Consider the following 25,050-nt stretch of genomic DNA (forward strand, 5'->3'; position numbering starts at 1 on the left):
ATTATAACTTTCTAAGTATAGTGGGTGTGGTGGAACCGGTATACACATCAGAATTAGGATCTGATGCCTATTAGGCATAAGGGTTCGAATCCCTTCGCCCGCACTAATTATTTTTTATATTTCTCTTTTTATATCCTATATAAATTTGTCTAGGTCTTATTATGGGATCTCTATTTAATTTCATTTCTTTCCAATGAGCCATCCATCCTGGTAACCTCCCTAAAGCAAACATTACAGTAAACATATCTTTTGGAAGACCTATAGCTTGATAAATAATTCCGGAATAGAAATCAATATTAGGATAAAGTTTTTTTTCTACAAAATAAGAATCCTGAAGAGCATTTTCTTCAAGATTTTTGGCTAATTCCAATATTGGATCAGAAATACCTAATTTTTGAATCACATTTTCAGCTACTTTTTTAGCTATTTTCGCTCTAGGATCAAAATTTTTATAAATTCTATGTCCAAATCCCATGAGTCGAAATGGATCTTTCTTATTTTTAGCTTTTTCTATCCACTTCTTTATATTTCCCCCACTTTGTAAAATAGCTTCTAACATTTCAATGACAGCTTGATTAGCCCCCCCATGTAATCTACCCCAAAGAGCACTCATCCCAGCAGATATAGATGAAAATAATCCAGCATGAGCAGAACCTAATAAACGAACGGTTGTTGTAGAACAATTTTGCTCATGATCAGCGTGTAATATTAAAATTTTATTCAAAGCATCCGTAATAATTGGATTTTGTTTATAAGATTTATTAGGAATAGAAAAAAACATTTTTAATAAATTAGATGTATAATCAAGACGAGGATCTGCATGAGGAGGAGGTAACCCTACCTTTTTTCTGTAAGTTAATGCAGCCAATATAGGTAATTTAGCTAACAAATGTAGATACATTTCTTCTTCCTGTAAACAATTTATAAATGCATCTAAAATATAAATCAAAGAAGATAAAATCCCCATTGGATGATAAAAATTAGGAATTTTATCAAGTATTTGGTTTATTTTTCGATGAATATGATTAAATTTTTTGATTTTTTCAGAAAAATACTTTAATTGTGCAGTATTAGGAAGTTCTCCATTTAAAATCAGATAACTTGTTTCTATAAACGAACATTTGTTAATAATTTCTTCAATGGGATATCCTCTATACAAAAGTTCTCCTTTCTCTCCATCTATAAAACTAATGGAACTTTTAGTAATTCCTGTATTTTTAAATCCTGGATCAAATGTGATAAAACCTGTATTTTCTCTTAATTTAGAAATATTAATAGCTTTTTCATAAAAAGTTCCATAAATTACAGGAAGTTTATAATGATATCCATTGATATTAAAATTTACGATACTGCACATAATAACATATTTTTTAAATATATATATAATATAAATAAAATGTAACTTTTATATTTTAAAAATCATTTCATCAAATGAAATAAGAGTATCAAAACCCCTATTAGAAAAATAATTTTTCATTCCTTTTCTAGAACTTATTAAAACAAAATCCCCTCCCCAAGCTCCAAGACTTTTTACGACTCCTAAATAGTCTGGAAAATAAATTTCTTTAATAGTAGGAATGTTTAATATTTTGGAGATGATATTTTCATGTTTAAACAATAATTCTTCAAATTCTTTTAATGTTTGACAAAAAGGAATTCTTTGAGTGATAAAAGATATGGCCTCAATATTTTCATTAGAAATATTAGATATATTAGAACGAAAAGATTGTATTTCATTACAAGTATTTTGTTTTTTATTTAGATGCAGAAAAAAAAGTTTATCTTTAAATGGTGGATTAAATTCTATGGGAACAATATGAGGTTTTTGATTCATAAGTTTATAAATTATGGGTTTTGAAGTAGAAACACAAGCTATGTCATATCCACTACCTGTAAAGGGATAACCTAATAACATGTAAGGATCTATTTTAGCCCATTTAGCTATGTTATTAATTAAAGTTGAGCTACTACCTAACCCCCAATTTCTGGGAAATTCTAATTGTGTTTTTACATATATTCCTAATTCATTAGGAAGAAAATTATTTTGAATTTTTTTAGATCTTAACAATAAATCTCTTAGTTTAAGAGCCGTATTTTTTTCTGTTTCGTAACAAATATCTAAAGAAGGAAGGTGAAAGACCCCTTCAAACCATGGTTTATTGATTTCATTATAACTTTTCCAATGTAAAACAGAAGATAAATTGTGTTGAAATATAGTTAATGATTGTCCTTTAATTGTAGGGAGAGCTAATCCAGAAGCTCCATATAAAATAAAATATTCTCCTGTTAACAATAGTTTTCCATGACTATAAAAAAAACGTCTACGTAGATGCATTATGGATTTATATTTTTTAAACAGAATTTTTTGATATTTTTTTAATTAAACCTTGTAAAATATTTCCTGGCCCTATTTCTGTAAATGAAATATCTCTATGATTCATCATATTTTTTATAGATTGTTTCCATTTCACTGGATAAGTCAATTGTTTTACAATATTTTTTTTTATATCATCTGATTTTATGATAGGTAAAGCGGTAACATTTTGATAAATTGGACATTTAGGATTTTTAAAAAAAATTTTATTTACAATTTTTTTAAATTCTTTTTGGGCTGGAGCCATAATTGGAGAATGAAAAGCTCCCTGAACAGGAATAAAAAATATTTTTTTAGCTCCTATTTTTTGTAAAAGAAAACAAACTCTTCTCAAAGCTTGAATTTCTCCAGAAATGACTAACTGTTCGTCACTATTATAATTAGATGGAACTATAATCCCATGATCTTTTTTACAGACCTCTTCTATAATAGAGTCTTCTAATCCGAATATAACAGCCATCCCTCCATAGGTTGATTCACAAATTTTCTGCATAATTGTAGCTCTTTGATTCACTAATCTTAATCCATCTTCAAAAGAAAATACTTTAATTGCAGCTAAAGCAGATAATTCTCCAAGAGAATGTCCAGCTACCATATCAGGTTCAAAATTATTTGATATTTTTGCTTTTATAACTGAATATATATAAATTGATAATTGTGTATATTTTGTATTTTTTAAAATATCCATAGATCCTTCAAACATTACAGATGTAATTCGAAAATCTAAAATTTCATCAGATAATTGAAATAATTTTTTTGCTAAATGAGAATTTTTATATAAATCTTTTCCCATTCCTACAAATTGAGATCCTTGACCAGGAAATAGATAAGCTTTCATAAAATATTTTTATTTAAAAATTAAAAATTCATTTTTATATGAAAATTACTGATACCCATACACATTTATACATGAAAGAATTTGATCAAGATATTAATTTTGTAATAAAAAAAGCCTTTCATAAAGGAATTAATAGATTTTTCCTTCCTTCTATAGATAGTTCTACTATCCCTAATATATTAAAATTAGAAAAAAAATATCCTAATATATGTTTTCCCATGATAGGATTACATCCTAATAAAGTGGATCCATCTAGTTTAGAAAAAGAATTACAAAATATTAAAACATGGTTATATAAACATTCCTTTATTTCTATAGGAGAAATTGGAATGGATTTATATTTAGAAAATAAATTTGTTTCTGAACAGAAATACGCTTTTCAAACTCAAATACAATGGGCTAAACAAAAAAAACTACCCATAATTATACACTGTAGAAAAGCATTTGATCAAGTTTTTCATATTTTATCAGAAGAAAATAATTCTTCTCTGAAAGGAATTTTTCATTGCTTTTCCGGAACTTTGGAACAAGCTAAAAAAATTATAGACTTTGGAATAAAACTAGGTATTGGAGGAATTATCACTTTTAAAAATAATCATGTCGATCAATTCTTACATAAAATATGTTTGAATCATATAGTATTAGAAACTGATTCTCCTTATCTTTCTCCACATCCATTTAGAGGAAAAAGAAATGAACCAAAAAATTTAAGAATAATTTTAAAAAAATTATCACATATTTATTCTACATCAGAAGAAGAAATATCCGATATCATTCATATGAATGTAGAAGAATTGTTTTTTAAAAAACAATAATTTATACCATTTTTGATGGATCAACGAATTTTTTAAATTCGTCAACGGTTAAATATCCTAATCGAATCGCTTCTTCTTTTAATGTACTATTATTTTCATAAGCGTATTTTGCAATTTTTGCTGATTTTTCATATCCAATATGAGGATTAAGTGCTGTAACTAACATTAAAGATTTATCTAGAAATTCTTTAATTCTTTGATGATTTGGTTTGATTCCTTTTACACAAAAAGAAGAAAAAGAAAGACAAGCATCTGCAAGTAGTTGAGAGGATTGAAGAAAATTGTATGCTATTAATGGTTTAGCTACATTTAATTCATAATTTCCTGAAGATCCCGCTATGGAAATAGCCATGTCATTTCCTATAACTTGAGTGCAAACCATAATAATAGCCTCGCATTGAGTAGGATTCACTTTTCCTGGCATTATAGAAGATCCAGGTTCATTCTCAGGAATATGAATCTCTCCAATTCCTGAACGTGGACCAGAAGCTAAAAAACGAATATCATTTGATATTTTAATTAAAGAAACAGCTATTTGTTTAAGAGCATTATGAGATTCCACTATTGCATCATGAGATGATATCGCTTCAAATTTATTTTTTGCTACTTTAAAAGGAAAACCAGTATACTTACATATATATTCGGTAATTTTTATATCATATCCTTTAGGAGCGTTCAATCCTGTTCCTACAGCAGTCCCTCCTATAGCCAACTCAGAAAGATGATCTAAAGTTTTTTTTATAGCATTTAATCCATGATCTATTTGAGAAACATATCCGGAAAATTCTTGTCCTAAAGTAATAGGAATTGCATCCATAAGATGGGTTCTTCCTATTTTAATAACATTATGAAATAATTTGGATTTTTCTTTCAAAGTTTTTTTTAATTTTTGAATAGAAGGAATAGTTTTTTTTACTAATTTTTGATAAGAAGCTATATGCATTGCCGTCGGAAAGGTATCATTAGATGATTGAGACATATTTACATCATCATTGGGATGAATAAAAGTTTGGGAGGTTCCTAGTTTTCCTCCCATTAAAACATGTACTCTATTAGAAATAACTTCATTTATATTCATATTTGTATGAGTGCCTGAACCTGTTTGCCATATCACTAAAGGAAATTGATCATTCAATTTTTCCTCTATAATTTCGTCACAAACTAGGGATATCATTTCTTTCTTTTTTTTAGATAAAAGACCTAAATTAAAGTTAACATGAGCGGCCGCTTTTTTTAACAAACCAAATGCATGAATTATTTCTATAGGCATAGAAGCTATCGGTCCAATTCTAAAGTGTTTTCTAGATCTTTCTGTTTGTGCCCCCCAATATTTATTGACAGGGACTTTAATAAGTCCTAAAGTATCTTTTTCTAATCTATATGTCATTTTCCTATTTTTTTACGAAATTATATAATAATTACAACTTATCTATGATTATTAAATTTATAGGATTTTTGTTTTTTTTACTTATAACTATATCTGGTTTTTGGTGTATATTTTTTTTATATTTTTTTAGCATTTACTGGATTATAAGTATATTAATTTACCGATTCAAAATATATTTTAAATATGATAAAAGAAAAAAAATATAGAATACTTAAAAATAAATATTTTTGGATTAGTGTTTCTTTTTTTATATGGATGTCTTTTTTTGATTCGAATTCTTTAATGTTACACTATAAATTAAAAAAAAATATTCAGGCAATGACATTTAATAGAGATTTTTTGAAAAAAAAAATTTTATTAGAAGAAACTAAATTAAAAAAATTAACTACAGATTCTAAGTATCTTGAAAAATTAGCAAGAGAAAAATTTTACATGAAAAAAGAAGATGAAGACTTATTCATTATATCCAGAAATGATAACAATAAAAATTTAACGCCCCATATAAATGAGTAGAATACTTAAATCTGAAGGAGATATCCCACTAATTCTTGAAGCTTGAGCTAATGATATTGGACGATAATAATCTAATTTTTCTCTTCCTTCAGAAGAAAGAGATTTAATTGATTTATAATCAAAATTATTTGGAATTTTAAGATTTTCTAATTTCAATAATTTTTTTGCGTTTTCTTTTTCTCTATCTATGTACCCTTTGTATTTTATCCTAATAGAAACTTGTTCCAATATTTCCTGTGAAAAATCATTTTTGTTAATTTCTTCCATCAAAAACGGAATGGACACAATGTCTTTAATATCAATTTCAGAACGAGATAAAATAGTTTCTATTTTTTTATCATGATGTATTTTAGGAGATTTTTTAGAATATAATACAGGATTTATAGTCTTTGGACTAAAATTTTTATTTTGAAAAAAATACATACATTTTTCTATTTTAGATCTTTTTTTATCTAGTAACATCATTTGTTTCGATGAAATTAAACCGATATCGTATCCTATAGGAGTTAATCTTTCATCCGCATTATCTTGTCGTAATAACATTCTATATTCAGCTCTTGAAGTGAACATTCTATAAGGTTCTTCTGTCCCTTTTGTAATTAAATCATCTATTAAAACTCCAATATAAGCTTGATTTCTTTTCAGAATAAATGGTTCTTTTTCACGAATTTTTAAATGAACATTAATTCCTGCCATTAATCCTTGTGCTGCAGCTTCTTCATATCCAGTTGTTCCATTAATTTGTCCAGCAAAAAAAAGGTTTTCTATAATTTTGCTTTCTAAAGTTGCCTTTAATTGTTCTGGGGGAAAATAATCGTATTCAATAGCATATCCAGGTTTTAATATCTTTACTTTTTCAAATCCTGAAATTTTTGTCAAAGATTGATATTGTATTTCTTCTGGAAAAGAAGTTGAGAACCCATTAACATATACTTCTACAGTATTCCATCCTTCTGGCTCAACAAAAACCGTATGTTCTTTTTTATCAGAAAATCGGAAAACTTTTTCTTCTATAGAAGGACAGTATCTAGGACTAACCCCTTTAATATCTCCTGCATAAATTGGAGAATAACTGAAATTATTACGTATAAAATCATGGACTTTTTGATTGGTATAAGTAATATAACATTTTCTTTGTTTTTTAAGTTTTTTGGTATTATAAAAAAAAGAAAATTTTTTTGGATCTATATCTCCATTTTGAGATTTCATTTTATCATAATTTAAAGAACGTCCATCTACCCTTGGCGACGTCCCTGTTTTCATTCTTCCAAATCTAAATCCAAAATTCTGAGTTAATTGTTCCGTGATCCCTCTTACTTCTTGTTCTGCCATTCTTCCTCCATTAATTTGTTTTTCTCCAATATGGATTTTTCCATTTAAAAAAGTCCCATTAGTAAGTATTACTGATTTTCCTTTTATTTTTAATCCAAAATAAGTTTTGACTCCAATAACTTGATATTGTTTTATTATTAAAGATGTTACTGTATCTTGGTATATATCTAATTGAGTGTTTTTTTCTATAAAAAGCCTCCAATTATAAGAAAATAATTTTCTATCACATTGAGCTCTTGGACTCCACATAGCAGGCCCTTTAGATTTATTGAGCATTCTAAATTGAATAGTACTATAATCTGCAATGATTCCAGAATAACCACCTAAAGCATCTATTTCTCTAATAATCTGCCCTTTAGCAATACCTCCTATAGCTGGATTACATGACATTTGACCTATAGTTTGAAAATTTGTAGTAATAAGTAAAGTTTTAGATCCCATATTTGAAGACGCAGAAGCGGCTTCAATACCTGCATGTCCCCCACCCACCACAATAACATCATACATATCTAGAAACATATTTTTTAATATTGAAATAAATTTAAATAAAACTCTTCTTTTTGTTTCATAATTTTCTTATCTATATCATTATGATCATTATATCCTAAAAAATGTAACAGAGCATGTATCATAACACGTTTCAATTCATACATAAAAAATTGATTCCATTGTTTAGCATTATCATAAACACGATCTACACTAATAAATATATCTCCAGATATATATTTACTGATAGAATAATTAAATGCAAGTACATCTGTATAAAAATTTTTTTTCAAATATTTTTTATTCATATCTAAAACAAAATTATCATGACAAAAAATATAATTAATATTTCCAACATACATCCCTTCATTATTTAATAAAATACAAATTTCTTTAATAAAAAAAGATTTTTTTTTAATCTGAAAATCAGAAATTTTATAAAAAAATTTAATCATTATAAAATAATATTTATTATTTTAAAAAAGTTTATTATTTAATAAAATTTTGATAAAACAAAAAATAATTCCTAATATATTCACTTTATTAAATTTATTTTGTGGATGTACATCTATAATATTTTTACAATCTAAAAATTTTAACTTTTCTGCTATTGCTACTTTATTTTCAATAATTTTTGATTTTTTGGATGGATTCTTTTCTAGATTGATCAAAAATGAAAATTTATTTGGAAAAGAATTAGATTCTTTATCAGATATGGTTTCTTTTGGAGTAGTTCCATCTGTAATAGTTTTTCTTTTATTGAAAGAAAATAGTTTAATTCCATTTATTGAATATTTGGCTTTTTTTATCGCCATTGTTTCTGCATGTCGTTTAGCTAAATTCAATATTAGTCCTAATTATATTGTAGGATTAACAACAACCGTGAATACTATGTTTTTTTCTTCTTTATCTATAATAATTAAAAACTATACTATCCCTTTTTTTATTAATCAAAAAATCATATATCTCATTATAATGCTTTTTATTATATTTTTGTCCTGTTATTTTTTAGTATCTCAAATCACAATGTTTTCTTTTAATTTTAAAGATTTTTCTTGGAAAAAAAATAAAATGCGCTATATTTTTTTATTGATTAGTATATTTCTTTTATTAACTTTACATATGATAGCTTTTCCGTGCATTATTATTTTTTATATAATCATCTCAGTCTATTTTCATAGATTAAAACAAAAAAATTTATAATTAAAAATATGAAATTAAAACTTCATCGTCCTATTTGTTTTTTTGATATAGAAGCAACAGGAATCAATATAGGAAAAGACAGAATTATAGAAATATCTATATTAAAAATATTTCCTAATGGAAATCAAGAAGATAAAACTTGGTTAATTTGTCCTATAATTCCTATTCCTCCACAATCAACAGCTATTCATGGTATTAAAGATGAAGATGTAGCAGGAAAACCAAAATTTAAAGATGTTGCTTCTTACATTTTGAAAATGATTGAAAATACAGATTTAGCAGGATATAATTCTAATAGATTTGATATTCCAATTTTAGTAGAGGAAATGCTTCGTGCAGGAATATCCTTTGATATTAAAAAATACAAAACTATAGATGTTCAAGTTATTTTTCATAAAATGGAGCCTAGAACCCTTTCTGCTGCTTATAAATATTATTGTAATAAAAATCTCATGAAAGCTCATAGTTCTAAAGCTGATACACTTGCTACGTACGAAATATTATTAGCGCAATTAGAAAAATATGAAAATTTAAAAAAAGATGTAAAAAATCTAAATCAGTTTTCTCATCAAAAAAATACGGCAGATCTTGCTGGATTCGTTAAAATAGATGAGAAAGGAAATGAAATATTCAATTTTGGAAAATATAAAGGAGAAAAAGTTTTTGAAATTTTTGAAAAAGATCCTAATTATTATGGATGGATACAAAATTCAGATTTTCCATTATATACAAAAAAAATATTAACAGGAATTAAATTAAAAAAATTTAATAAATAAAGACCTATTATCTTATTGAATAAGATCTTTGAATTTTTTTGATATAAAATTCGTAAGATTTTTTCCATGTAGCAAATTTTTAGACAAAAGTATTAAATTTAAAGCCTCTTTTATAATTTTTTTTCTTTTTTCTTCTGATGTTTCTTTTAATATTTTTTTCATTAAAATATGATTTGTATTGACTATCAATTGATAATATTTTTCTTTATCTTTTATGTCTTTTCCTATAGTAGAATTTATTTCTTTTATTCTCCTTAAAAATTCTGGAATGATAATTAAAAAAGGATAATCTTGTCTGGATAGATCTTCTAATTGTACGGAAAATTTGCAATCATCTATTATATTATGTTCTACAATATTTTTTAAATCTTGTTTTTCTTTTTCAGAAAGTTCTGAATTAGGAGCATCTTTTTTATCACAACTAATTAATTTATCAATATGATCTGAGTCAACTCGAACAAAAGAAATTTCTTGATAAGAAAATTCTAATTTCTGTATTAAATGAACTGTAAGTGGACTATCCAAAATTAAAACTTCATAGCATCTATCTTTAGCATCTTTAATAGAGCTATACTGTTCTTCTTGATCTGAAGAATAAAGAAAAACAATTTTTCCTTCTTTATTTTTTTGAGTTTTTTTTATTTTTTCCCTAAATTCTTCCAGTGTAAAATAATTCTTATCTATAGTATAAAACATAAAAAATTTGATCGCTTTATCAAAAAAATTTTGCGTACTAATCATTCCATATTCTACTATTATTTTGATATTTTTCCATTTTTTTTGAAAATCCTCTCTATTTGTTCTAAACATAGTATCTAGCTTATCAGCTACTTTTCTTGTGATATATTTAGATATATTTTTAACAGATGCATCAAATTGTAAATAAGAACGTGATACGTTAAGAGGAATATCTGGAGAATCTATTACTCCTCTTAAAAAACTAAGAAAATCTGGAACAATTCCTTCCAAATTATCCGTAATATAAACCTGATTTTGATATAAATGAATTTTTTCTTTTTGAATATCTATTCTTTGTCCTATTTTAGGAAAATATAAAATTCCTGTTAAATGAAAAGGATGATCTATATTTAAATGAACCCAAAATAAAGGATTTTCTAATTGATTTGGATATAATTCATGATAAAAATCTAAATAATTTTTATCATTCAATTGAAGTGGATTCTTTTTCCAAGAAGGGTGAATATTATTAATCACAATTTCTTTATCCTCTTTTGATTTTGAGGATAAAGAGATTGTGATAGGCATAAATTTGCAGTATTTTTGTAATAATTTTAAAATACGATCATATTCTAAAAATTCCTTGCTCTCTTCATTAAGAGATAAAACAATTTCTGTCCCTCTATCTCTTTTTTCAATTTCTTTCATGATAAAATTTGGATCCCCTTCGCAAGACCAAAATATAGATGAGGCATTTTTTTTATAAGATTGAGTTAATATTATAACTTTATTTGCCACCATAAAAGAAGAATAAAAACCTAACCCAAAATGTCCAATAATATTAGTAGTATCCGTTATAGATATATTTTTATATTTTTTAACAAATTCTTCAGCTCCAGAAAAAGCAATTTGATTAATATATTTCTCCACTTCTTCTTTAGTCATCCCTATTCCATTATCTAGAATATGAAGTGTATTATTTATTTTATTTATGATAATTTTAACTTTAAAATCATCAACAATATCATATATATTTTTTAATTTAATTAGAGTTTTTAATTTTACTACGGCATCTATAGCATTAGAAACCAGTTCACGTAAAAAAATTTCTTGATCCGAATAAAGAAATTTTTTAATAATAGGAAAAATATTATCTGAAGTAACACTAATTTTATTATTTTTCATAGAATACTGAATTATAAAAAATGGGCTCAAGAATTATACCATTATTTATATAATAGACACTATGTCAGTATAAATTGAAAATCAAAAAAAAGAATCAATAAACTTTTTCCCATCAAACACTTTTAAATCTTCTATTTTTTCTCCTATCCCTAAATATTGTATAGGAATTTTAAATTGATTCATGATTCCTATTCCGACTCCTCCTTTGGCAGTCCCTTCCATTTTTGTTAAAATAATAGAAGAAACTTTAACAAAAGAAGAGAATTGCCTCACCTGTTCAAATGCATTTTGACCAGTTGTTGCATCTAAAATAAGCATTATTTCATGAGGGGATTCAGGTATTATTTTTTTCATGACTCTACTTATTTTAGAAAGCTCTTCCATAAGACTGATTCTATTTTGTAATCGCCCAGCAGTATCAATTAATACAACATCTTTTTTTTTTGATTTAGCAGATTGTAAAGTATCATATGCTACAGATGCTGGATCCGCATCCATATGTTGTTTTATTAAAGGAACTCCAACTTTATTTGACCATATTTCAAGTTGATCAATAGCTGCAGCTCTAAATGTATCTGCAGCTCCTATGAGGAGATGAAACCCTTTTTTTTTTAGAAAATAAGCTAATTTTCCAATGGAAGTCGTTTTTCCTACTCCATTGACTCCTACTATCAGGATAACATATGGTTTTTTATTATTTTTTATTATTTTTTTTTCTAAACAAACATTTTCAATATCTATAAAAAGGTTTTCAATTTCTTTTTTAAGAAAAGTATAAATTTCTTGCGAATGATTATATTTTTCTTTTTGAATTCTTTTTTCTAAGTTATTAATAATTTTAATCGTAGTTTTTGTTCCAATATCTGAAGATAATAATATCTCTTCTATATTATCAATAACATTAATATCTATTTTTGATTTTTTAAGAAAAATATTTTTTATTTTAGAAAAAAAGGATTCTGTAGTTTTTTTTAATTCATGATTGAATGTTTTATTTTTTCCTTTTTTTAAAAACATTATAATTCATTACTTTTTTGTAAAAAAATTTTTAATTTTTTCATTAGAAATCATTTTATTTTCAAAGGTATAAAAACCTGATTTTTTGGATTTCACTATTCTTATGGCCAAAGTCATTTTTTTTAAAATCTTTTTTTTTTGGTTATGATCGACTCCTTTTTTAGACATTTTTTATTTAATTTCTTTATGAATTGTATATTTTCTTAATATTGGATTATATTTTTTTAATTCAATTCTGTTTGGTGTATTTTTTTTATTTTTTGTTGTGACATATCTAGAACAACCAGAAATTCCAATTTTTCTTTGTTCAATACATTCTAATATAACTTGTATTCTACTTCCTTTTTTTCCCATTATTTTTTATTAATTAATTTTGTATTTAAAACGTTTCAAAACTTTTTCTATCCCTATTTTATTGATAAGTTTAACGGTAGAAGTGCAAATTTTTAAAGTAATCCACTTTTTTTCTTTTGTTAAAAAAAAACGTTTTTTACATAAATTAATATTGAAACGACGTTTTTTTTTATTATTAGCATGAGATACTCTATTTCCTATCATTGCTTTTTTCCCTGTCAATTCACAAATTTTTGACATAATAATTTTTTTTTACTAACTTGCCGAAATGACTAATTTAAACAAAATATATATAAATATATTTCATGTCAGGACATAGCAAATGGTCAAATATACAACATAGAAAATCGAATCAAGATTTCAAAAAATCTAAAAAATTTTCTAAAATTATTAAAGAAATATCTATAGCCGTAAAAGAATCAGGAATTAACAACTCTCGTTTCAAAAACGCAATTTTAAATGCTAAATCCGTCAATATTCCTAAAAATACTGTAGAAAAAGCTATAAAAAAAGCTTTACAAATTAAAAAAGATGATTATAAAAATTTAAATTTAGAAGGATTAATTTACGGAATTAGTCTAATCATAGAATGTATGACGAACAACAGTATTCGAACTACTTCCAATATTAGAACACTTCTGAATAAAAATGGAGGAAGATTATGTCATAATGGGGAATTAACTCATTTTTTTAACAGAATGGGAATTTTTTGTATAAAAAAAAAAGATATTCATTATTCGATAGAAGATTTTGAACTTATGACAATAGATTTTGGGGCTCAAAATTTGACAAAAAAAAATGAAATGATCTATTTATATACTAATTTTGAATATTTCGGATCTATGAGAAATAATTTAGATAAATTAAAAATACTTCATGAATATAAAGTAGAACGTGTTCCCAAACAAATTAAATATCTTTCCGAAGAAAAAAATAATAAAGTTTTGAACTTAATTGAAAAACTTCATATGAATGAAGATGTTGAAAATATTTACTCCAATCTAAATAAAAATAAAAAGTAAAATGTCCTATCGCATTTTTTTCACAAAAAAATGAGGAAAGTCCGGACACCGTAGAGCAACACAATGGATAATCCCCATCCACCGCGAGGTGAGGAATAGTGCAACAGAAAGAATGTACAGATTAATTATTTATTATATGATGAATTGCTGTAGTGAAATCATGTAAACTCTGTGTGGTGAAATGCCATGTATACCGGAAAACTAGCTCGGTTGAAACCGGGGGGTTGGCAGATTGAGATCATGGGTAACCTGAATCCTAGATAAATGATAGGTATAAAAACAGAATCCGGCTTATAATTTTACTTTTTTGGAGAGATGGCCGAGAGGATTAAGGCGCACGTCTGGAAAGCGTGTTCACAAAAAAGTGTCAAGGGTTCGAATCCCTTTCTCTCCGCTCTGACTTATAAATTTTCTATATTTTTTAATTTTTTTTCTATCAAATTAGTCCTAACTCCTAACAATCGATCTATATCCTTGGAGGCTCCTTGTAATTTATCTTGAGCTTGATGAAGTAATAATCCAAATTTTGTAAATTCTTGTTTTACAGTTTCTAAAATTTTCCACACTTCAGAACTTCTTTTTTGTATCGCTAAAGTTCTAAATCCAATTTGCAAACTATTTAATATAGCGGCCAGTGTAGATGGTCCCGCTATTACTATTTTATATTTCCTTAACAATTCTTCTAATAAACTAGAATTTTTTACAATTTCAGCATATATTCCTTCAAAAGGTAAGAAAAGAATAGCAAAATCAGTAGTATTCGGGGGATCTATATATTTTTCTTGAATATCTTTAGCCATTTTTTTAAGTACAGATTCCATATTTTTTATAGCTATTTCCATATTTTTTTTTTCTCCATTACGATAAGCTTTTTGCACTTTTTCATAAGTTTCTTTGGGAAATTTAACATCAATAGGTAACCATATAATATTCCCATCTTCAAGTCCTGGAAGTTTAATTGCAAATTCTACGACAAAATTTGTACTAGATTTGGTTACAACATTAGAAGCGTATTGTTCTGGAGATAAAATTTGTTGTAAAAGCATAGAAAGCTGCATTTCGCTAAAACTTCCACATATTTTAACATGATTTAAAGTTCTTTTTAAAGAACTGACATCTTTTGTTAAAATTTTCATTTCTCCTAAACCTTCTTGTAAAAATAATAATTGATTTCCAATTATTTTAAATGATTTTTCCAAATGTACATTTAAAGAAGTTTGAAGCTTATCATTAACATTTTCTCTTATCTTTTCAAGATTATTTTCAATAATTTTTAGTGATTTTTCCTGTAATGTATAAACAGAATCTAATTTTTTATTTTGATTTTCAAGATAAAATTGAATTTTTTTATCCATAACATCTTGAAATATCTTTACAGTTTGTATCAAACTGTTTTTCATTTCAATTAAAGAATCACTAGTTTCTATTTTATTATATTTATATAATTTTTGAATTTCATTTTGTTGATCTTTAAATTCCTTTCTAAAAAAGGATTCCAATTTTATAAAAAAATATATGCATATAAAAAAAATAAAAAAACTAAAAAGTATAAACGAATAATACATTCAAATTATGAGGAAAAAAATAGCGGGAATAGGACTCGAACCTATGACCTTCGGGTTATGAGCCCGACGAGCTACCAACTGCTCCATCCCGCGAATAATTATATGTGAATATAATATTTTTCATCTAAAAAATCAAATATAAAAATATTTTCATCCATTCATAGATATTAAAAATTCTTCATTATTTTGAGTTCTAGACATTCTAGATCTTAAAAATTCCATAGCTTCTACTGGATTCATATCTGAAAGATGTTTCCGCAAAATCCACATTCTTTGTAATGTATTTGTATTAAGTAAAAGATCATCTTTTCTAGTACTAGAAGAAACAAGATCAATAGCTGGATAAATCCGTTTATTAGCTATCTTTCTATCTAATTGAAGTTCTTTATTCCCTGTTCCTTTAAACTCTTCGAAAATAACTTCATCCATTTTAGATCCAGTATCTATCATAGCTGTGGCAATTATAGATAAAGATCCCCCATTTTCTATATTTCTGGCAGCTCCAAAAAATCTTTTGGGTCGGTGTAATGCGTTTGCATCTACTCCTCCTGATAATACTTTCCCAGATGCAGGAGATACAGTATTGTAAGCACGTGCTAAACGTGTAATAGAATCTAACAATATGACTACGTCATGTGAACATTCTACCATTCTTTTAGCTTTTTGCAAAACAATATTAGCAACTTTAACATGTCTATCTGCTGGTTCATCAAAAGTGGAAGCAATGACTTCTCCTTTTACGTTTCTCTGCATATCTGTCACTTCTTCTGGCCGTTCATCAATTAATAATATAATTAAATAGACTTCAGGATGATTAGCAGCAATAGCATTAGCTATTTCTTTTAACAAAGTAGTTTTTCCTGTCTTAGGAGGAGCGACTATCATTCCTCTTTGTCCTTTTCCTATAGGCGTAAAAAGATCTACAATTCTTGTAGAAAGAGTTGCATTTTTTTCAGCTAATTTGAATTTTTCATTTGGAAATAATGGGGTCAAATGCTCAAAAGAATCTCTATTTCTAACAAAAGAAGGAGATCGTCCATTAATTTCCAGAATTTTAATTAATGGAAAATATTTTTCCCCATCTTTAGGTGGACGAACTTCTCCTCTTATTGTATCTCCTGTTTTCATTCCAAAAAGTCTTATTTGAGACTGTGAAACATAAATATCATCAGGAGATGATAAATAATTAAAATCAGAAGATCTTAAAAATCCGTAATTTTCTGGCATAATTTCTAATACTCCTTCACTAATTATTATTCCTTCAAACTCATATTCAGGAGTACGGTATTTATTAGAAGATATTTTATGTGATCCTCCTTCTATTCCGTGAGATGATGATGTATTTTGAGCTTCAAATCTATTATTTTTTCTCCAATTAGAAAAATTTTGATGTTTTTTTTGAAATTTTGTAGACTCTTCTGGAAGTTTAGAATTAGAAATTTTTAAATATTCTTTAGAAATTAATTTTTTTTTACCATTTACGCTTTTTTTTTCTGAAAATGAATTTTTAGATTCAATATTTTTTCGCATATTAAATCCTTTTTTTAAAGGGTTTTCTCTTTTTGAAGGAAGAGAAATATTTTTCTTCTCATTGTTTAAAATGGAAATAATTTTTTCTAGGAGTTCGTTTTTTCGTAATTGTGTACATTTTTTTAATCCCGATGAACGAGCAATCTCCTGTAATTCAAAAAGTTTCTTACTTTTTAATTCAGTAATATCAAACATAAAGTAATTAGGTTTTTTTATATATGTATATGATTGGCAAGTAATATACTTTTTAGTATAATAACTTGTAAAAAATAACTTTGAAATGATAAATACAATTATACAACAAATTAATTTGAACTTATAATAAAAATTATAAAAATAATTTAATCTTTATATTATGTTATATAGAATCCAAACATTATACTTACTTACTTACATTTTTATTTATTCCGTTTTTATATATTTTTTATGTTGTTTTCACAAAAATATAACTGATTTTTTTTATTTTAATTTATATTTTAAAAAAATAATTATAATTTTTGTAATTATATGTTTATTTTTATCTATTTTAAGCTTTTTTATTTTCAAAAAAAAAAAGTGGAAAATATTTTTGAATAAAATCAATATATTAGCTAATGCTATTTATTCGTTAATCCTTTTTTTTTCATGTTCTAAATTTAATAAATACACGTTCATTATTTTCCTTTTTTTTATATTGTGTATATGCATTTTATATATGACAAATAGAGCTATAAAAAAAGATATAGAATTAATCGATTCTATAAATCGAATCCGATGAATGAATATTTTTGATTTTAATAATTTTTAAACAAAAATGAAAAAAACTTCATTAATTCAAAAATTAGAAATTTCCAAAAAGGAATTTTTGGAAATTTCAAAATCAATTATACAACCTAGTATTATATCTGACCAAAAAAAATACAAAACATTATTAAAAAAATATATAAAATTAGAAAAAATAGTCTCTCTTTATGAAGAGTATAACAATAAATTGGCTTATCTTAAAGAAATAAATATCATTTTAGAAAATGATTCAGATATAGAAATGAAGGAATTAGCTACAACAGAAAAATATAAAATTTTAGAAAATTTATCTTATACTGAAAGAGAATTCTCTAATCTTTTATTTTCTTCCAATTCAAAAGAACAGTATACAACAGAAGATTATAGAAAAGCTGTTATTATAGAACTTCGTTCTGGAACAGGAGGAGATGAAGCATGTTTTTTTGTTGAAGATATATTAAGAATGTATACAATGTATTTCAAAAAATCTGGATGGAAATATAAAATTATACACGCTCAAAAAGGAGGGATAAAAGGATACAAAGAAATTATTTTAGATGTTAATGGAGAAAAAGGAGTTTATGGGAATTTAAAATTTGAATCTGGAGTACATAGAGTCCAAAGGATTCCAAAAACAGAATCTCAAGGTAGAGTACATACATCTGCTATAACCGTTGCCGTACTACCTAAAGTAAAAGATATAGAAGTCAACATTAATTTAAATGATATCAAAAAAGATACTTTTAGATCTAGTGGATCTGGAGGTCAACATGTAAATAAAACAGAATCTGCCGTACGATTAACTCATATTCCAAGTAAAATTACAGTAGAATGTCAAGAAGAACGTTCTCAACATAAAAATTTTGAAAAAGCTATAAGTGTTTTACGATCACGTATTTATCAAAATGAAAAAGAAAAAAGATTAAAAAAAATATCTATAAAAAGAAAATCCTTAGTTTCTACTGGAGATCGTTCCGTAAAAATTCGAACCTATAACTATCCTAGAAATAGAGTTACGGATCATAGAATTCATAAATCTATTTATGATCTGGCAGGATTTATGAATGGAAATATTCAAGAAATGATTAATATATTAAAATTAGCTGAAAAAAAATAATATTTTATCCTATATACATTTTATGTATTTGATAATAAAAAATCTAAGTCTATATTATCTAAAAAATTTGTATGATAATTCCCTTCTATAAAATCATTATTTTGCATAAGTTTTCTGTGAAAAGGAAGTGTTGTATGTATTCCTTCTATCACAAATTCATCTAAAGAACGACGCATTTTTTCTATAGTTTCTTTTCTACTTGTTGCTGTTGTAATAATTTTAGCAATCATAGAGTCATAAAAATGGGAAACAAAATATCCTGCATAAATATGTGTATCAATACGGACACCTTTCCCTCCAGGTAAATGCATTTGAGTAATTTTTCCAGGAACTGGGCGAAAATTTTTATATGGTTCTTCTGCATTAATTCTACATTCTATTGAATACATTTTTGGATAACAATTTTTTTTTCTAGAAAGTTTTTTTCCATAAGCTAAAAATATTTGTTCCTGAATTAAATCTAAACCTGTTATTTCTTCGGTAATAGTATGTTCTACTTGTATTCTTGGATTCATTTCCATAAAATAAAAATTCTTATTTTGATCGACCAAAAACTCTATAGTTCCTACTCCTTCATAATGAAGATATTCACCTGCTTTAACAGCTTTTTCTCCCATTTTTTTTCTAAGAGATGGAGTTAGAAAAGGAGAAGGCGCTTCTTCTACCAATTTTTGATTTCTCCTTTGAATAGAACAATCTCTTTCTGATAAATGACATACTTCTCCATATTTATCTCCTATAATTTGGATTTCTATATGTCTTGGATTCAAGATTAATTTTTCTATATACATATCTTTTTTCCCGAAACAAGCCCAGGCCTCTTTTTTAGCTTCTTCCCAAGAGTTTTTTAAATGATCTTTATCTAAAACAGATCGTATTCCTTTTCCTCCTCCTCCTGAAACAGATTTTATAATAATCGGATATCCTATTTTATCTGCAATACCCTCTATTTCTCTATAAGATGATTCTCCAAAACAATCAGATCCAGGTAAACAAGAAATCCCAATTTTTTTCATAGTTTTCTTAGCTAAAATTTTATTTCCTATTTGAACCATATGATTAGGTTTTGCCCCAATAAACTTGATACCATGTTTCTGGCACATAGAAGAAAAATATGCATTTTCAGATAAAAATCCATATCCAGGATGAATTGCGTCTGCATTTGTTATTTCTGCTGCAGAAATCAAATTTGGAATATTTAAATAAGATTGATATGGAGGAGGTGGACCAATGCATACAGCTTCGTCCGCAAAATAAACATGAAGACTATGTTTATCTTCGGTAGAATAAACAGCTACGGTTTTAATTCCCATTTCTTTAGCTGTTCGTATAATTCGTAAAGCAATTTCTCCACGATTAGCTATTAATATTTTTTTAAACATAAAAATTTAACAATTAGGATCTAATATAAATAAAGGCTGATCATAATCAACTGGAGAACTATCTTCCACTAGTATTTTAATCAGCTTTCCATTTACTTCAGATTCAATATCATTAAATAATTTCATCGCTTCTATAACACAAATTTTTGTTCCTATTCTTATTTCATCTCCTACTTTAACAAAAGGTTCTTTATCTGGATGAGGTTTTCTATAAAATGTTCCTATCATAGGAGATTTTATAGTTAAATATTCATTTTCTTTTTCTACTTTATAAAATCTATCAGAAAAATCAGAAATATAAGAAGATGATGATGAAGATATTTTAGTAGAATTAGCAGGATTCCATGATTTTTTTTCATTTTTCATCAATGCTCTATTCTTCATGTAAATTTCAGTATTTCCTATTTTTATCTTTATTTCATCAATATTAGAATCCGAAATAAACTGAATCAGAGATTTAATTTTTTTTAAATCCATAATTTTAATTTTTATGAGGATTCTTTTTTATTTTTACTATATACAATCTTTCCTCTATAATAGAGTTTGTTATCATGCCAATATGCATGATGGTATAAATGTTTTTTATTTGTTAAAACACATTTTTCTAATAAAGGTTCTTTTATTTTTAAATGACTTCTTCTCTTATCTCTTCTAGATTTAGATTGTCTTCTTTTAGGATGAGCCATAAATAACATATTTAATAAATTGCTAATTTAGAAATAAAATTAGATGTGTTAAATAATTTTTATATCTTCCATATTCATATAAATAGAATTATTTATTATATTTTTTTTTATGAATCAATTAACCAAACGTAATGAAAATTACTCAAAATGGTACAATGAAATAATTGTAAAATCAGAGTTAGCAGAATTTTCCGGAATACGTGGTTTTATGATAATAAAACCATATGGATATTCTTTATGGGATAGGATGAAAAAAATACTAGATAAAATGTTAAAATTAACTGGACATCAAAACATTTATTTTCCTTTGCTTATTCCAAAATCTGCTTTTTCAAAAGAAAAAGAACATACTGAAATTTTTTCTGAAGGATGTGCAATAGTTACACATTCTAGATTAAAAAAAAATAAAGATAAAGAAGAATTAATTGTTGATCCTGAATCTAAATTACAAGAAGAACTAGTAATTAGACCTACCTCAGAAAGTATAATATGGAAAACTTACAAACGTTGGATTCAATCTTATCGAGACTTACCTCTTTTATTAAATCAGTGGGGAAATGCATTAAGATGGGAAATGAGAACTCGCTTTTTTTTAAGAACTACTGAATTTTTATGGCAAGAAGGGCATACTGCGCATTCTACAGAAAAAGAAGCAATAGAAGAAGCTATTAAAATATTAAATATTTATACAGATTTTTCAGAAAAATTTATGGCTATTCCTGTATTACAGGGAATAAAACCATATATGGATAAATTTTCTGGATCAGAAAAAACATATTGTATAGAAGCGCTTATGCAAGATGGAAAAGCTTTGCAAATTGCCACTTCACATTTTTTAGGACAAAATTTTTCAAAAGCTTTTGATGTAAAATTTACTAATTTTAACGGAAAAAAAGAATATGCATGGGGAACTTCTTGGGGGGTATCTACAAGATTAATAGGTGGATTAATCATGTCTCATTCTGATGATAAAGGATTAATTTTACCTCCAAAAATAGCTCCTATACAAATTATTATAATACCTATATATTATGAAAAAAAATATATTATTATTAATAAAATAGCAGAAGATATTTTAAATTCTTTAAAAGAAAAAAAAATAAGAGTAAAATATGATAATAGAGAAATATTTACTCCAGGATGGAAATTTCATGAATATGAAATGAAAGGAATTCCCATACGAATTAGTATAGGAAAAAATGAAATACAAAATGGGGAAGTAGAAATTTTTAGAAGAGATACATATGAAAAAATATATCTACCTTGGATTGATTTAAAAAATTCCATACCAAAATTACTAGATGAAATACAAAAAAATATTTATAAAAAAGCTTTTCATAGAACTCAAAGATTAATCATTAAATCAGATTATTACAATGATTTTAAAAATCAAATAAATCATTCAGGAGGGTTTATTTTTGCTCATTGGGATGGAACAAAAAATACAGGTAAAAAAATACAAAAAGAAACAGAAGCAACTATACGTTGTATTCCTATGTATAATGAAAAGGAAAAAGGAAAATGTATTTTTTCAGGAAAGCCTTCTTTACAAAGGGTCGTTTTTTCTAAATCCTATTAAATATTTTTTAATTTTCCTTTAAAATTATTGATAGATGAATAATTTTTTTTTTCTAAAATAAAAGTCAATTCTTTTTTTAATCTCTCGAATACCATAATTCCCTCTTTCATAAATTGTGTTCCAATTTGAACAGCGCTCGCTCCACATAATATATGTTCAAAAATATCTTTTCCAGAAGAAATTCCTCCACATCCTATTATAGAAATGTCTTTTCTAAGATAAGTATAAAACTTATGAATATTAGCCAAAGCAAATGGCTTTATAATTGATCCACCTATCCCTCCAAATCCTTTTTTTGGTCGTATGACTATTGATTCTTTATTGGCATCAATAAAGAGACCATTAGGTAAACTATTAATACAAGTAACAAAAAAAATAGGAAATTGATTTAAAATCAATGCTATATTTTTAATATGTGCATCTTGAAAATAAGGAGGCAGTTTAATTCCTAAAGGTTTTTTATTAAATTTAAATATATTTTCCATGAAATTTGATATTTTGCAAAAATCATAACCTAATATATTTTCTTTTTCAATAAGATTAGGACAAGACAAATTTAATTCTATAGCAGTTATTTTTGAAGATTGATTTGCTTTTTTAACGAGAAAATAATTTTCTTCTGTAGATAATCCAGATATAGAAAGAAAAATAGGTTTATTTATTTTTTTTCTTTCTAAAAAATTTAGATAAAAATTGATCCCAAGATTAGGCAATCCCATAGAATTTATACTTCCCATATCCCATTCAAAATATCTAGGGGGGACATTTCCTTCTCTTGGTTTGTATGTACAACTTTTTGTAACAACTACACCAGAAAAACTATTTAATAAATTGGATAGTTCTTGATCTGTAGAACAAAGAACTCCTGACGCATTCATAATACATAACGGAAGTTTTATTCCGTTTATATTAGTAGAAATATCTATTTTTTTCATAATCATATTAATTCATTTTAATAATATCCAAGTATAAAATTTTTAACTTTATACAAACAGCTTTTTTTATGGAAGAAAAAGAACAATTTTTTTTAGAAATTTATAATTTAGGAATCATAAAATTTGGAAATTTTACATTAAAAAGTGGGATGAATTCTCCTATATACATAGATTTTCGTCCAATAGCTTCTAGACCAGATTTATTAATAAAATTATCTGATTTACTAATTCATGAAGTTCAATCTTGTAATTTTGAACTAATTTGTGGAGTACCATACGCTGCTTTGCCTATAGCTACTACTTTATCCTTGAGATCAAAAATTCCATTAATTATTAAAAGAAAAGAAAATAAAGGATATGGAACAGAACGAATGATTGAAGGAATATATAAAACAGGACAAAACTGTCTGATTATAGAAGATGTTATCACAAGTGGAGATAGTTTATTAAAAACTTTAATAGATCTTGAAAAAGAAGGTTTAATAATTAAAAATATTATGTCTATTCTTGATAGAGAACAAGGAGGAATAGAAAATATAAAAAAAAGAGGATATAACATACGAACTTTATTTAGAATAGGAGAAGTTTTCAAAATTTTAGAAAAAAAACATTTCTTAAAGGAGAAAGAAATACATATGATTCAATTTTTTTTTCAAAAAAAAAATATCAAAAATATTCAAAATAAGCGAATCTCTTATGAAGAAAAAAAAGAAATAATTTCTCATCCTATAGGAAAAAAACTTATAGACATTACCTTGAAAAAAAAAACAAACTTAATAGTTTCTGCTGATCTAATACATTCTAAAAATATTTTAAAATTAGTCAATTTAATTGGCGATAGAATTTGTGGATTAAAACTTCATGTAGATATTATAAATGATTTTTCGTTTTCATTTATAAATTATCTTAAAAAAATTTCTATAGAAAAAAAATTTTTATTATTAGAAGATAGAAAATTATGTGATGTTGGTTCAACTAATTATCTTCAATTGCATTATGGAATCCATAAAATTTCTTCTTGGGCAGATATCATTACGATCCACGTCCTTTCTGGTAGTATGAGTTTACAAAACTTGAATATTCCTTCTAATATGGGATTGATTACAATATCTGAGATGTCTTCTTGTGGAAGATTATCCGATGATAATTATATAAGAAAAGCACTAAAGATTTCTTTAAAAAATTCAAAAGTTATTGGGACTGTAGCACAAAGAAAAGTAGATGATAGATTGTTACTATTTACTCCTGGTATTCATTTTTCTAAACAAAAAAATAACGTAGGAAATAATTATATTCATCCTGTTCAAGCTTTTGAAAAAAATGGAAGTGATTTTATTATTGTGGGAAAAGGGATTTATCAATCTGGTAATCCAAAAATAGCAGCAGAAAAATATAGAAACGCAGGATGGAAAGCTTATATAAATGGACTATGAATAATCATATTCTATTGACAGAATAGAAGTTTCTAAAAAAAAAATTAATGATACTGATTATATTTTTATTTAATTTGTATA

General features: G+C 25.7%; 26 protein-coding genes, 3 tRNA genes and 1 other RNA gene. 12 read left to right on the top strand and 18 right to left on the bottom strand.

Annotated elements, in window-relative coordinates:
* Window positions 1-20: 20 nt before the first annotated feature.
* Window positions 21-103: transfer RNA gene (locus tag H0H62_RS00485), tRNA-Leu, on the top strand.
* Here the strand turns inward: H0H62_RS00485 and H0H62_RS00490 are convergent.
* Genes H0H62_RS00490 through fabD form a run of 3 tightly spaced genes read right to left on the bottom strand, consistent with a single transcriptional unit; the run spans window position 104 to window position 3,212 of the window.
* Window positions 104-1,357 carry a citrate synthase gene (locus H0H62_RS00490; RefSeq protein WP_185860804.1) on the bottom strand — a complete coding sequence of 418 codons (1,254 nt, stop codon included), beginning with the start codon at window positions 1,355-1,357 and terminating at the stop codon, window positions 104-106. It abuts the tRNA gene before it with no gap.
* A gap of 48 nt (window positions 1,358-1,405) precedes the next feature.
* Complete coding sequence (locus H0H62_RS00495) at window positions 1,406-2,335, bottom strand: GYDIA family GHMP kinase (protein ID WP_185860805.1); 930 nt, start codon at window positions 2,333-2,335, stop codon at window positions 1,406-1,408.
* Window positions 2,336-2,351: 16 nt separating this feature from the next.
* The gene (gene fabD, locus H0H62_RS00500; protein WP_185860806.1) at window positions 2,352-3,212 is read right to left on the bottom strand and encodes an ACP S-malonyltransferase; all 861 of its coding nucleotides are present in this window, start codon (window positions 3,210-3,212) and stop codon (window positions 2,352-2,354) included.
* A gap of 38 nt (window positions 3,213-3,250) precedes the next feature.
* Here fabD and H0H62_RS00505 point away from each other — a divergent pair, with 38 nt between their 5' ends.
* A complete protein-coding gene (locus tag H0H62_RS00505) occupies window positions 3,251-4,027 on the top strand; it encodes a TatD family hydrolase (protein WP_185860807.1) in 777 nt (258 codons plus the stop codon).
* Between the two features lies 1 nt (window position 4,028).
* On the opposite strand, the gene fumC is transcribed toward H0H62_RS00505, so the two are convergent.
* A complete protein-coding gene (fumC, locus tag H0H62_RS00510) occupies window positions 4,029-5,414 on the bottom strand; it encodes a class II fumarate hydratase (protein ID WP_185860808.1) in 1,386 nt (461 codons plus the stop codon).
* 183 nt (window positions 5,415-5,597) lie between these two features.
* Here fumC and H0H62_RS00515 point away from each other — a divergent pair, with 183 nt between their 5' ends.
* Entirely contained in the window at window positions 5,598-5,927 is a 330-nt protein-coding gene (locus H0H62_RS00515) for an FtsB family cell division protein (protein WP_185860809.1), read from the top strand.
* Here the strand turns inward: H0H62_RS00515 and mnmG are convergent.
* Both mnmG and ybeY read right to left on the bottom strand, forming a co-directional pair.
* Window positions 5,904-7,778, bottom strand: coding sequence for a tRNA uridine-5-carboxymethylaminomethyl(34) synthesis enzyme MnmG (mnmG, locus tag H0H62_RS00520; protein WP_185860810.1), 1,875 nt, complete (start codon window positions 7,776-7,778; stop codon window positions 5,904-5,906). The genes H0H62_RS00515 and mnmG overlap by 24 nt on opposite strands.
* Before the next feature lie 5 nt (window positions 7,779-7,783).
* Window positions 7,784-8,200, bottom strand: a complete 417-nt coding sequence (gene ybeY, locus H0H62_RS00525) for an rRNA maturation RNase YbeY (protein ID WP_185860811.1) — start codon at window positions 8,198-8,200, stop codon at window positions 7,784-7,786.
* 49 nt (window positions 8,201-8,249) lie between these two features.
* On the opposite strand from ybeY, the gene H0H62_RS00530 reads away from it, so the two are divergent.
* Window positions 8,250-8,948, top strand: a complete 699-nt coding sequence (locus H0H62_RS00530) for a CDP-alcohol phosphatidyltransferase family protein (RefSeq protein ID WP_238784137.1) — start codon at window positions 8,250-8,252, stop codon at window positions 8,946-8,948.
* Window positions 8,949-8,956: 8 nt separating this feature from the next.
* Window positions 8,957-9,724 carry a 3'-5' exonuclease gene (locus H0H62_RS00535; RefSeq protein WP_185860812.1) on the top strand — a complete coding sequence of 256 codons (768 nt, stop codon included), beginning with the start codon at window positions 8,957-8,959 and terminating at the stop codon, window positions 9,722-9,724.
* A gap of 12 nt (window positions 9,725-9,736) precedes the next feature.
* Here the strand turns inward: H0H62_RS00535 and htpG are convergent, their stop codons facing one another.
* The 5 genes from htpG to rpmB form a co-directional block, all read right to left on the bottom strand.
* Complete coding sequence (htpG, locus tag H0H62_RS00540) at window positions 9,737-11,587, bottom strand: molecular chaperone HtpG (protein WP_185860813.1); 1,851 nt, start codon at window positions 11,585-11,587, stop codon at window positions 9,737-9,739.
* Window positions 11,588-11,668: 81 nt separating this feature from the next.
* A complete protein-coding gene (gene ftsY, locus H0H62_RS00545) occupies window positions 11,669-12,604 on the bottom strand; it encodes a signal recognition particle-docking protein FtsY (protein WP_185860814.1) in 936 nt (311 codons plus the stop codon).
* Window positions 12,605-12,613: 9 nt separating this feature from the next.
* Entirely contained in the window at window positions 12,614-12,772 is a 159-nt protein-coding gene (locus H0H62_RS00550; RefSeq protein WP_185860815.1) for a DUF4295 family protein, read from the bottom strand.
* Window positions 12,773-12,775: 3 nt separating this feature from the next.
* Window positions 12,776-12,958, bottom strand: coding sequence for a 50S ribosomal protein L33 (rpmG, locus tag H0H62_RS00555; protein ID WP_185860816.1), 183 nt, complete (start codon window positions 12,956-12,958; stop codon window positions 12,776-12,778).
* 9 nt (window positions 12,959-12,967) lie between these two features.
* Complete coding sequence (gene rpmB, locus H0H62_RS00560; protein ID WP_185860817.1) at window positions 12,968-13,198, bottom strand: 50S ribosomal protein L28; 231 nt, start codon at window positions 13,196-13,198, stop codon at window positions 12,968-12,970.
* 65 nt (window positions 13,199-13,263) lie between these two features.
* Between rpmB and H0H62_RS00565 the strand changes: the two genes are divergently transcribed.
* The 3 genes from H0H62_RS00565 (at window position 13,264) to H0H62_RS00575 (ending at window position 14,374) form a co-directional block, all read left to right on the top strand.
* Window positions 13,264-13,980, top strand: a complete 717-nt coding sequence (locus tag H0H62_RS00565) for a YebC/PmpR family DNA-binding transcriptional regulator (protein ID WP_185860818.1) — start codon at window positions 13,264-13,266, stop codon at window positions 13,978-13,980.
* Window positions 13,974-14,290: RNase P RNA component class A (rnpB, locus tag H0H62_RS00570), an RNA gene on the top strand. Before H0H62_RS00565 ends, rnpB begins: the two co-directional genes overlap by 7 nt.
* Window positions 14,290-14,374: transfer RNA gene (locus H0H62_RS00575), tRNA-Ser, on the top strand. The genes rnpB and H0H62_RS00575 overlap by 1 nt, the downstream gene beginning before the upstream one ends.
* Window positions 14,375-14,381: 7 nt before the next feature.
* Here the strand turns inward: H0H62_RS00575 and H0H62_RS00580 are convergent.
* From H0H62_RS00580 to rho, 3 genes are all read right to left on the bottom strand, one after another.
* The gene (locus H0H62_RS00580) at window positions 14,382-15,479 is read right to left on the bottom strand and encodes a DNA recombination protein RmuC (protein ID WP_238784138.1); all 1,098 of its coding nucleotides are present in this window, start codon (window positions 15,477-15,479) and stop codon (window positions 14,382-14,384) included.
* Window positions 15,480-15,565: 86 nt separating this feature from the next.
* Window positions 15,566-15,638: transfer RNA gene (locus H0H62_RS00585), tRNA-Met, on the bottom strand.
* A gap of 57 nt (window positions 15,639-15,695) precedes the next feature.
* Window positions 15,696-17,270 (bottom strand): transcription termination factor Rho, encoded by a 1,575-nt coding sequence (gene rho, locus H0H62_RS00590; protein ID WP_185860820.1) that lies wholly within the window; start codon window positions 17,268-17,270, stop codon window positions 15,696-15,698.
* Between the two features lie 160 nt (window positions 17,271-17,430).
* On the opposite strand from rho, the gene H0H62_RS00595 reads away from it, so the two are divergent.
* Together H0H62_RS00595 and prfA are read left to right on the top strand one after the other, a co-directional pair.
* Window positions 17,431-17,832: a DUF4293 family protein gene (locus H0H62_RS00595; RefSeq protein WP_185860821.1), complete on the top strand. Its 402-nt coding sequence runs from the start codon at window positions 17,431-17,433 to the stop codon at window positions 17,830-17,832.
* Window positions 17,833-17,868: 36 nt separating this feature from the next.
* The gene (gene prfA, locus H0H62_RS00600) at window positions 17,869-18,954 is read left to right on the top strand and encodes a peptide chain release factor 1 (RefSeq protein WP_185860822.1); all 1,086 of its coding nucleotides are present in this window, start codon (window positions 17,869-17,871) and stop codon (window positions 18,952-18,954) included.
* Window positions 18,955-18,974: 20 nt separating this feature from the next.
* Here the strand turns inward: prfA and accC are convergent, their stop codons facing one another.
* The 3 genes from accC to rpmF are packed head-to-tail and all read right to left on the bottom strand — an operon-like array spanning window position 18,975 to window position 21,022.
* On the bottom strand, window positions 18,975-20,336 hold the full coding sequence (gene accC / locus H0H62_RS00605; RefSeq protein ID WP_185860823.1) for an acetyl-CoA carboxylase biotin carboxylase subunit: 1,362 nt from the start codon (window positions 20,334-20,336) through the stop codon (window positions 18,975-18,977).
* A gap of 6 nt (window positions 20,337-20,342) precedes the next feature.
* Entirely contained in the window at window positions 20,343-20,813 is a 471-nt protein-coding gene (accB, locus tag H0H62_RS00610) for an acetyl-CoA carboxylase biotin carboxyl carrier protein (protein ID WP_185860824.1), read from the bottom strand.
* Between the two features lie 11 nt (window positions 20,814-20,824).
* Window positions 20,825-21,022, bottom strand: coding sequence for a 50S ribosomal protein L32 (gene rpmF / locus H0H62_RS00615; protein ID WP_185860989.1), 198 nt, complete (start codon window positions 21,020-21,022; stop codon window positions 20,825-20,827).
* Between the two features lie 109 nt (window positions 21,023-21,131).
* On the opposite strand from rpmF, the gene proS reads away from it, so the two are divergent.
* Window positions 21,132-22,601, top strand: coding sequence for a proline--tRNA ligase (proS, locus tag H0H62_RS00620; protein ID WP_185860825.1), 1,470 nt, complete (start codon window positions 21,132-21,134; stop codon window positions 22,599-22,601).
* Here proS and H0H62_RS00625 read toward each other — a convergent pair.
* Window positions 22,598-23,542, bottom strand: a complete 945-nt coding sequence (locus H0H62_RS00625) for a dihydroorotate oxidase (RefSeq protein ID WP_185860826.1) — start codon at window positions 23,540-23,542, stop codon at window positions 22,598-22,600. The two genes, proS and H0H62_RS00625, sit on opposite strands and share 4 nt — an antisense overlap.
* A gap of 62 nt (window positions 23,543-23,604) precedes the next feature.
* On the opposite strand from H0H62_RS00625, the gene pyrF reads away from it, so the two are divergent.
* Window positions 23,605-24,969 (top strand): orotidine-5'-phosphate decarboxylase, encoded by a 1,365-nt coding sequence (gene pyrF / locus H0H62_RS00630; RefSeq protein WP_185860827.1) that lies wholly within the window; start codon window positions 23,605-23,607, stop codon window positions 24,967-24,969.
* The last annotated feature ends 81 nt before the right edge of the window (window positions 24,970-25,050 follow it).

The organism is Blattabacterium cuenoti, assembly GCF_014251695.1.
Taxonomy (GTDB): Bacteria; Bacteroidota; Bacteroidia; order Flavobacteriales; family Blattabacteriaceae; genus Blattabacterium; species Blattabacterium cuenoti_T.

Coding starts and splice junctions, on each gene's coding strand:
- mnmG (WP_185860810.1), bottom strand. CDS start 7,778: ATGTTTCTAGATATGTATGATGTTATTGTGGTGGGTGGGGGACATGCA.
- rpmF (WP_185860989.1), bottom strand. CDS start 21,022: ATGGCTCATCCTAAAAGAAGACAATCTAAATCTAGAAGAGATAAGAGA.
- rpmB (WP_185860817.1), bottom strand. CDS start 13,198: ATGTCAAAAATTTGTGAATTGACAGGGAAAAAAGCAATGATAGGAAAT.
- ybeY (WP_185860811.1), bottom strand. CDS start 8,200: ATGATTAAATTTTTTTATAAAATTTCTGATTTTCAGATTAAAAAAAAA.
- H0H62_RS00490 (WP_185860804.1), bottom strand. CDS start 1,357: ATGTGCAGTATCGTAAATTTTAATATCAATGGATATCATTATAAACTT.
- pyrF (WP_185860827.1), top strand. CDS start 23,605: ATGGAAGAAAAAGAACAATTTTTTTTAGAAATTTATAATTTAGGAATC.
- H0H62_RS00515 (WP_185860809.1), top strand. CDS start 5,598: ATGATAAAAGAAAAAAAATATAGAATACTTAAAAATAAATATTTTTGG.
- prfA (WP_185860822.1), top strand. CDS start 17,869: ATGAAAAAAACTTCATTAATTCAAAAATTAGAAATTTCCAAAAAGGAA.
- rho (WP_185860820.1), bottom strand. CDS start 17,270: ATGTTTGATATTACTGAATTAAAAAGTAAGAAACTTTTTGAATTACAG.
- H0H62_RS00625 (WP_185860826.1), bottom strand. CDS start 23,542: ATGATTATGAAAAAAATAGATATTTCTACTAATATAAACGGAATAAAA.
- fumC (WP_185860808.1), bottom strand. CDS start 5,414: ATGACATATAGATTAGAAAAAGATACTTTAGGACTTATTAAAGTCCCT.
- proS (WP_185860825.1), top strand. CDS start 21,132: ATGAATCAATTAACCAAACGTAATGAAAATTACTCAAAATGGTACAAT.
- H0H62_RS00495 (WP_185860805.1), bottom strand. CDS start 2,335: ATGCATCTACGTAGACGTTTTTTTTATAGTCATGGAAAACTATTGTTA.
- ftsY (WP_185860814.1), bottom strand. CDS start 12,604: ATGTTTTTAAAAAAAGGAAAAAATAAAACATTCAATCATGAATTAAAA.
- H0H62_RS00550 (WP_185860815.1), bottom strand. CDS start 12,772: ATGTCTAAAAAAGGAGTCGATCATAACCAAAAAAAAAAGATTTTAAAA.
- accC (WP_185860823.1), bottom strand. CDS start 20,336: ATGTTTAAAAAAATATTAATAGCTAATCGTGGAGAAATTGCTTTACGA.
- rpmG (WP_185860816.1), bottom strand. CDS start 12,958: ATGGGAAAAAAAGGAAGTAGAATACAAGTTATATTAGAATGTATTGAA.
- H0H62_RS00535 (WP_185860812.1), top strand. CDS start 8,957: ATGAAATTAAAACTTCATCGTCCTATTTGTTTTTTTGATATAGAAGCA.
- H0H62_RS00505 (WP_185860807.1), top strand. CDS start 3,251: ATGAAAATTACTGATACCCATACACATTTATACATGAAAGAATTTGAT.
- fabD (WP_185860806.1), bottom strand. CDS start 3,212: ATGAAAGCTTATCTATTTCCTGGTCAAGGATCTCAATTTGTAGGAATG.
- htpG (WP_185860813.1), bottom strand. CDS start 11,587: ATGAAAAATAATAAAATTAGTGTTACTTCAGATAATATTTTTCCTATT.
- H0H62_RS00565 (WP_185860818.1), top strand. CDS start 13,264: ATGTCAGGACATAGCAAATGGTCAAATATACAACATAGAAAATCGAAT.
- accB (WP_185860824.1), bottom strand. CDS start 20,813: ATGGATTTAAAAAAAATTAAATCTCTGATTCAGTTTATTTCGGATTCT.
- H0H62_RS00595 (WP_185860821.1), top strand. CDS start 17,431: ATGTTATATAGAATCCAAACATTATACTTACTTACTTACATTTTTATT.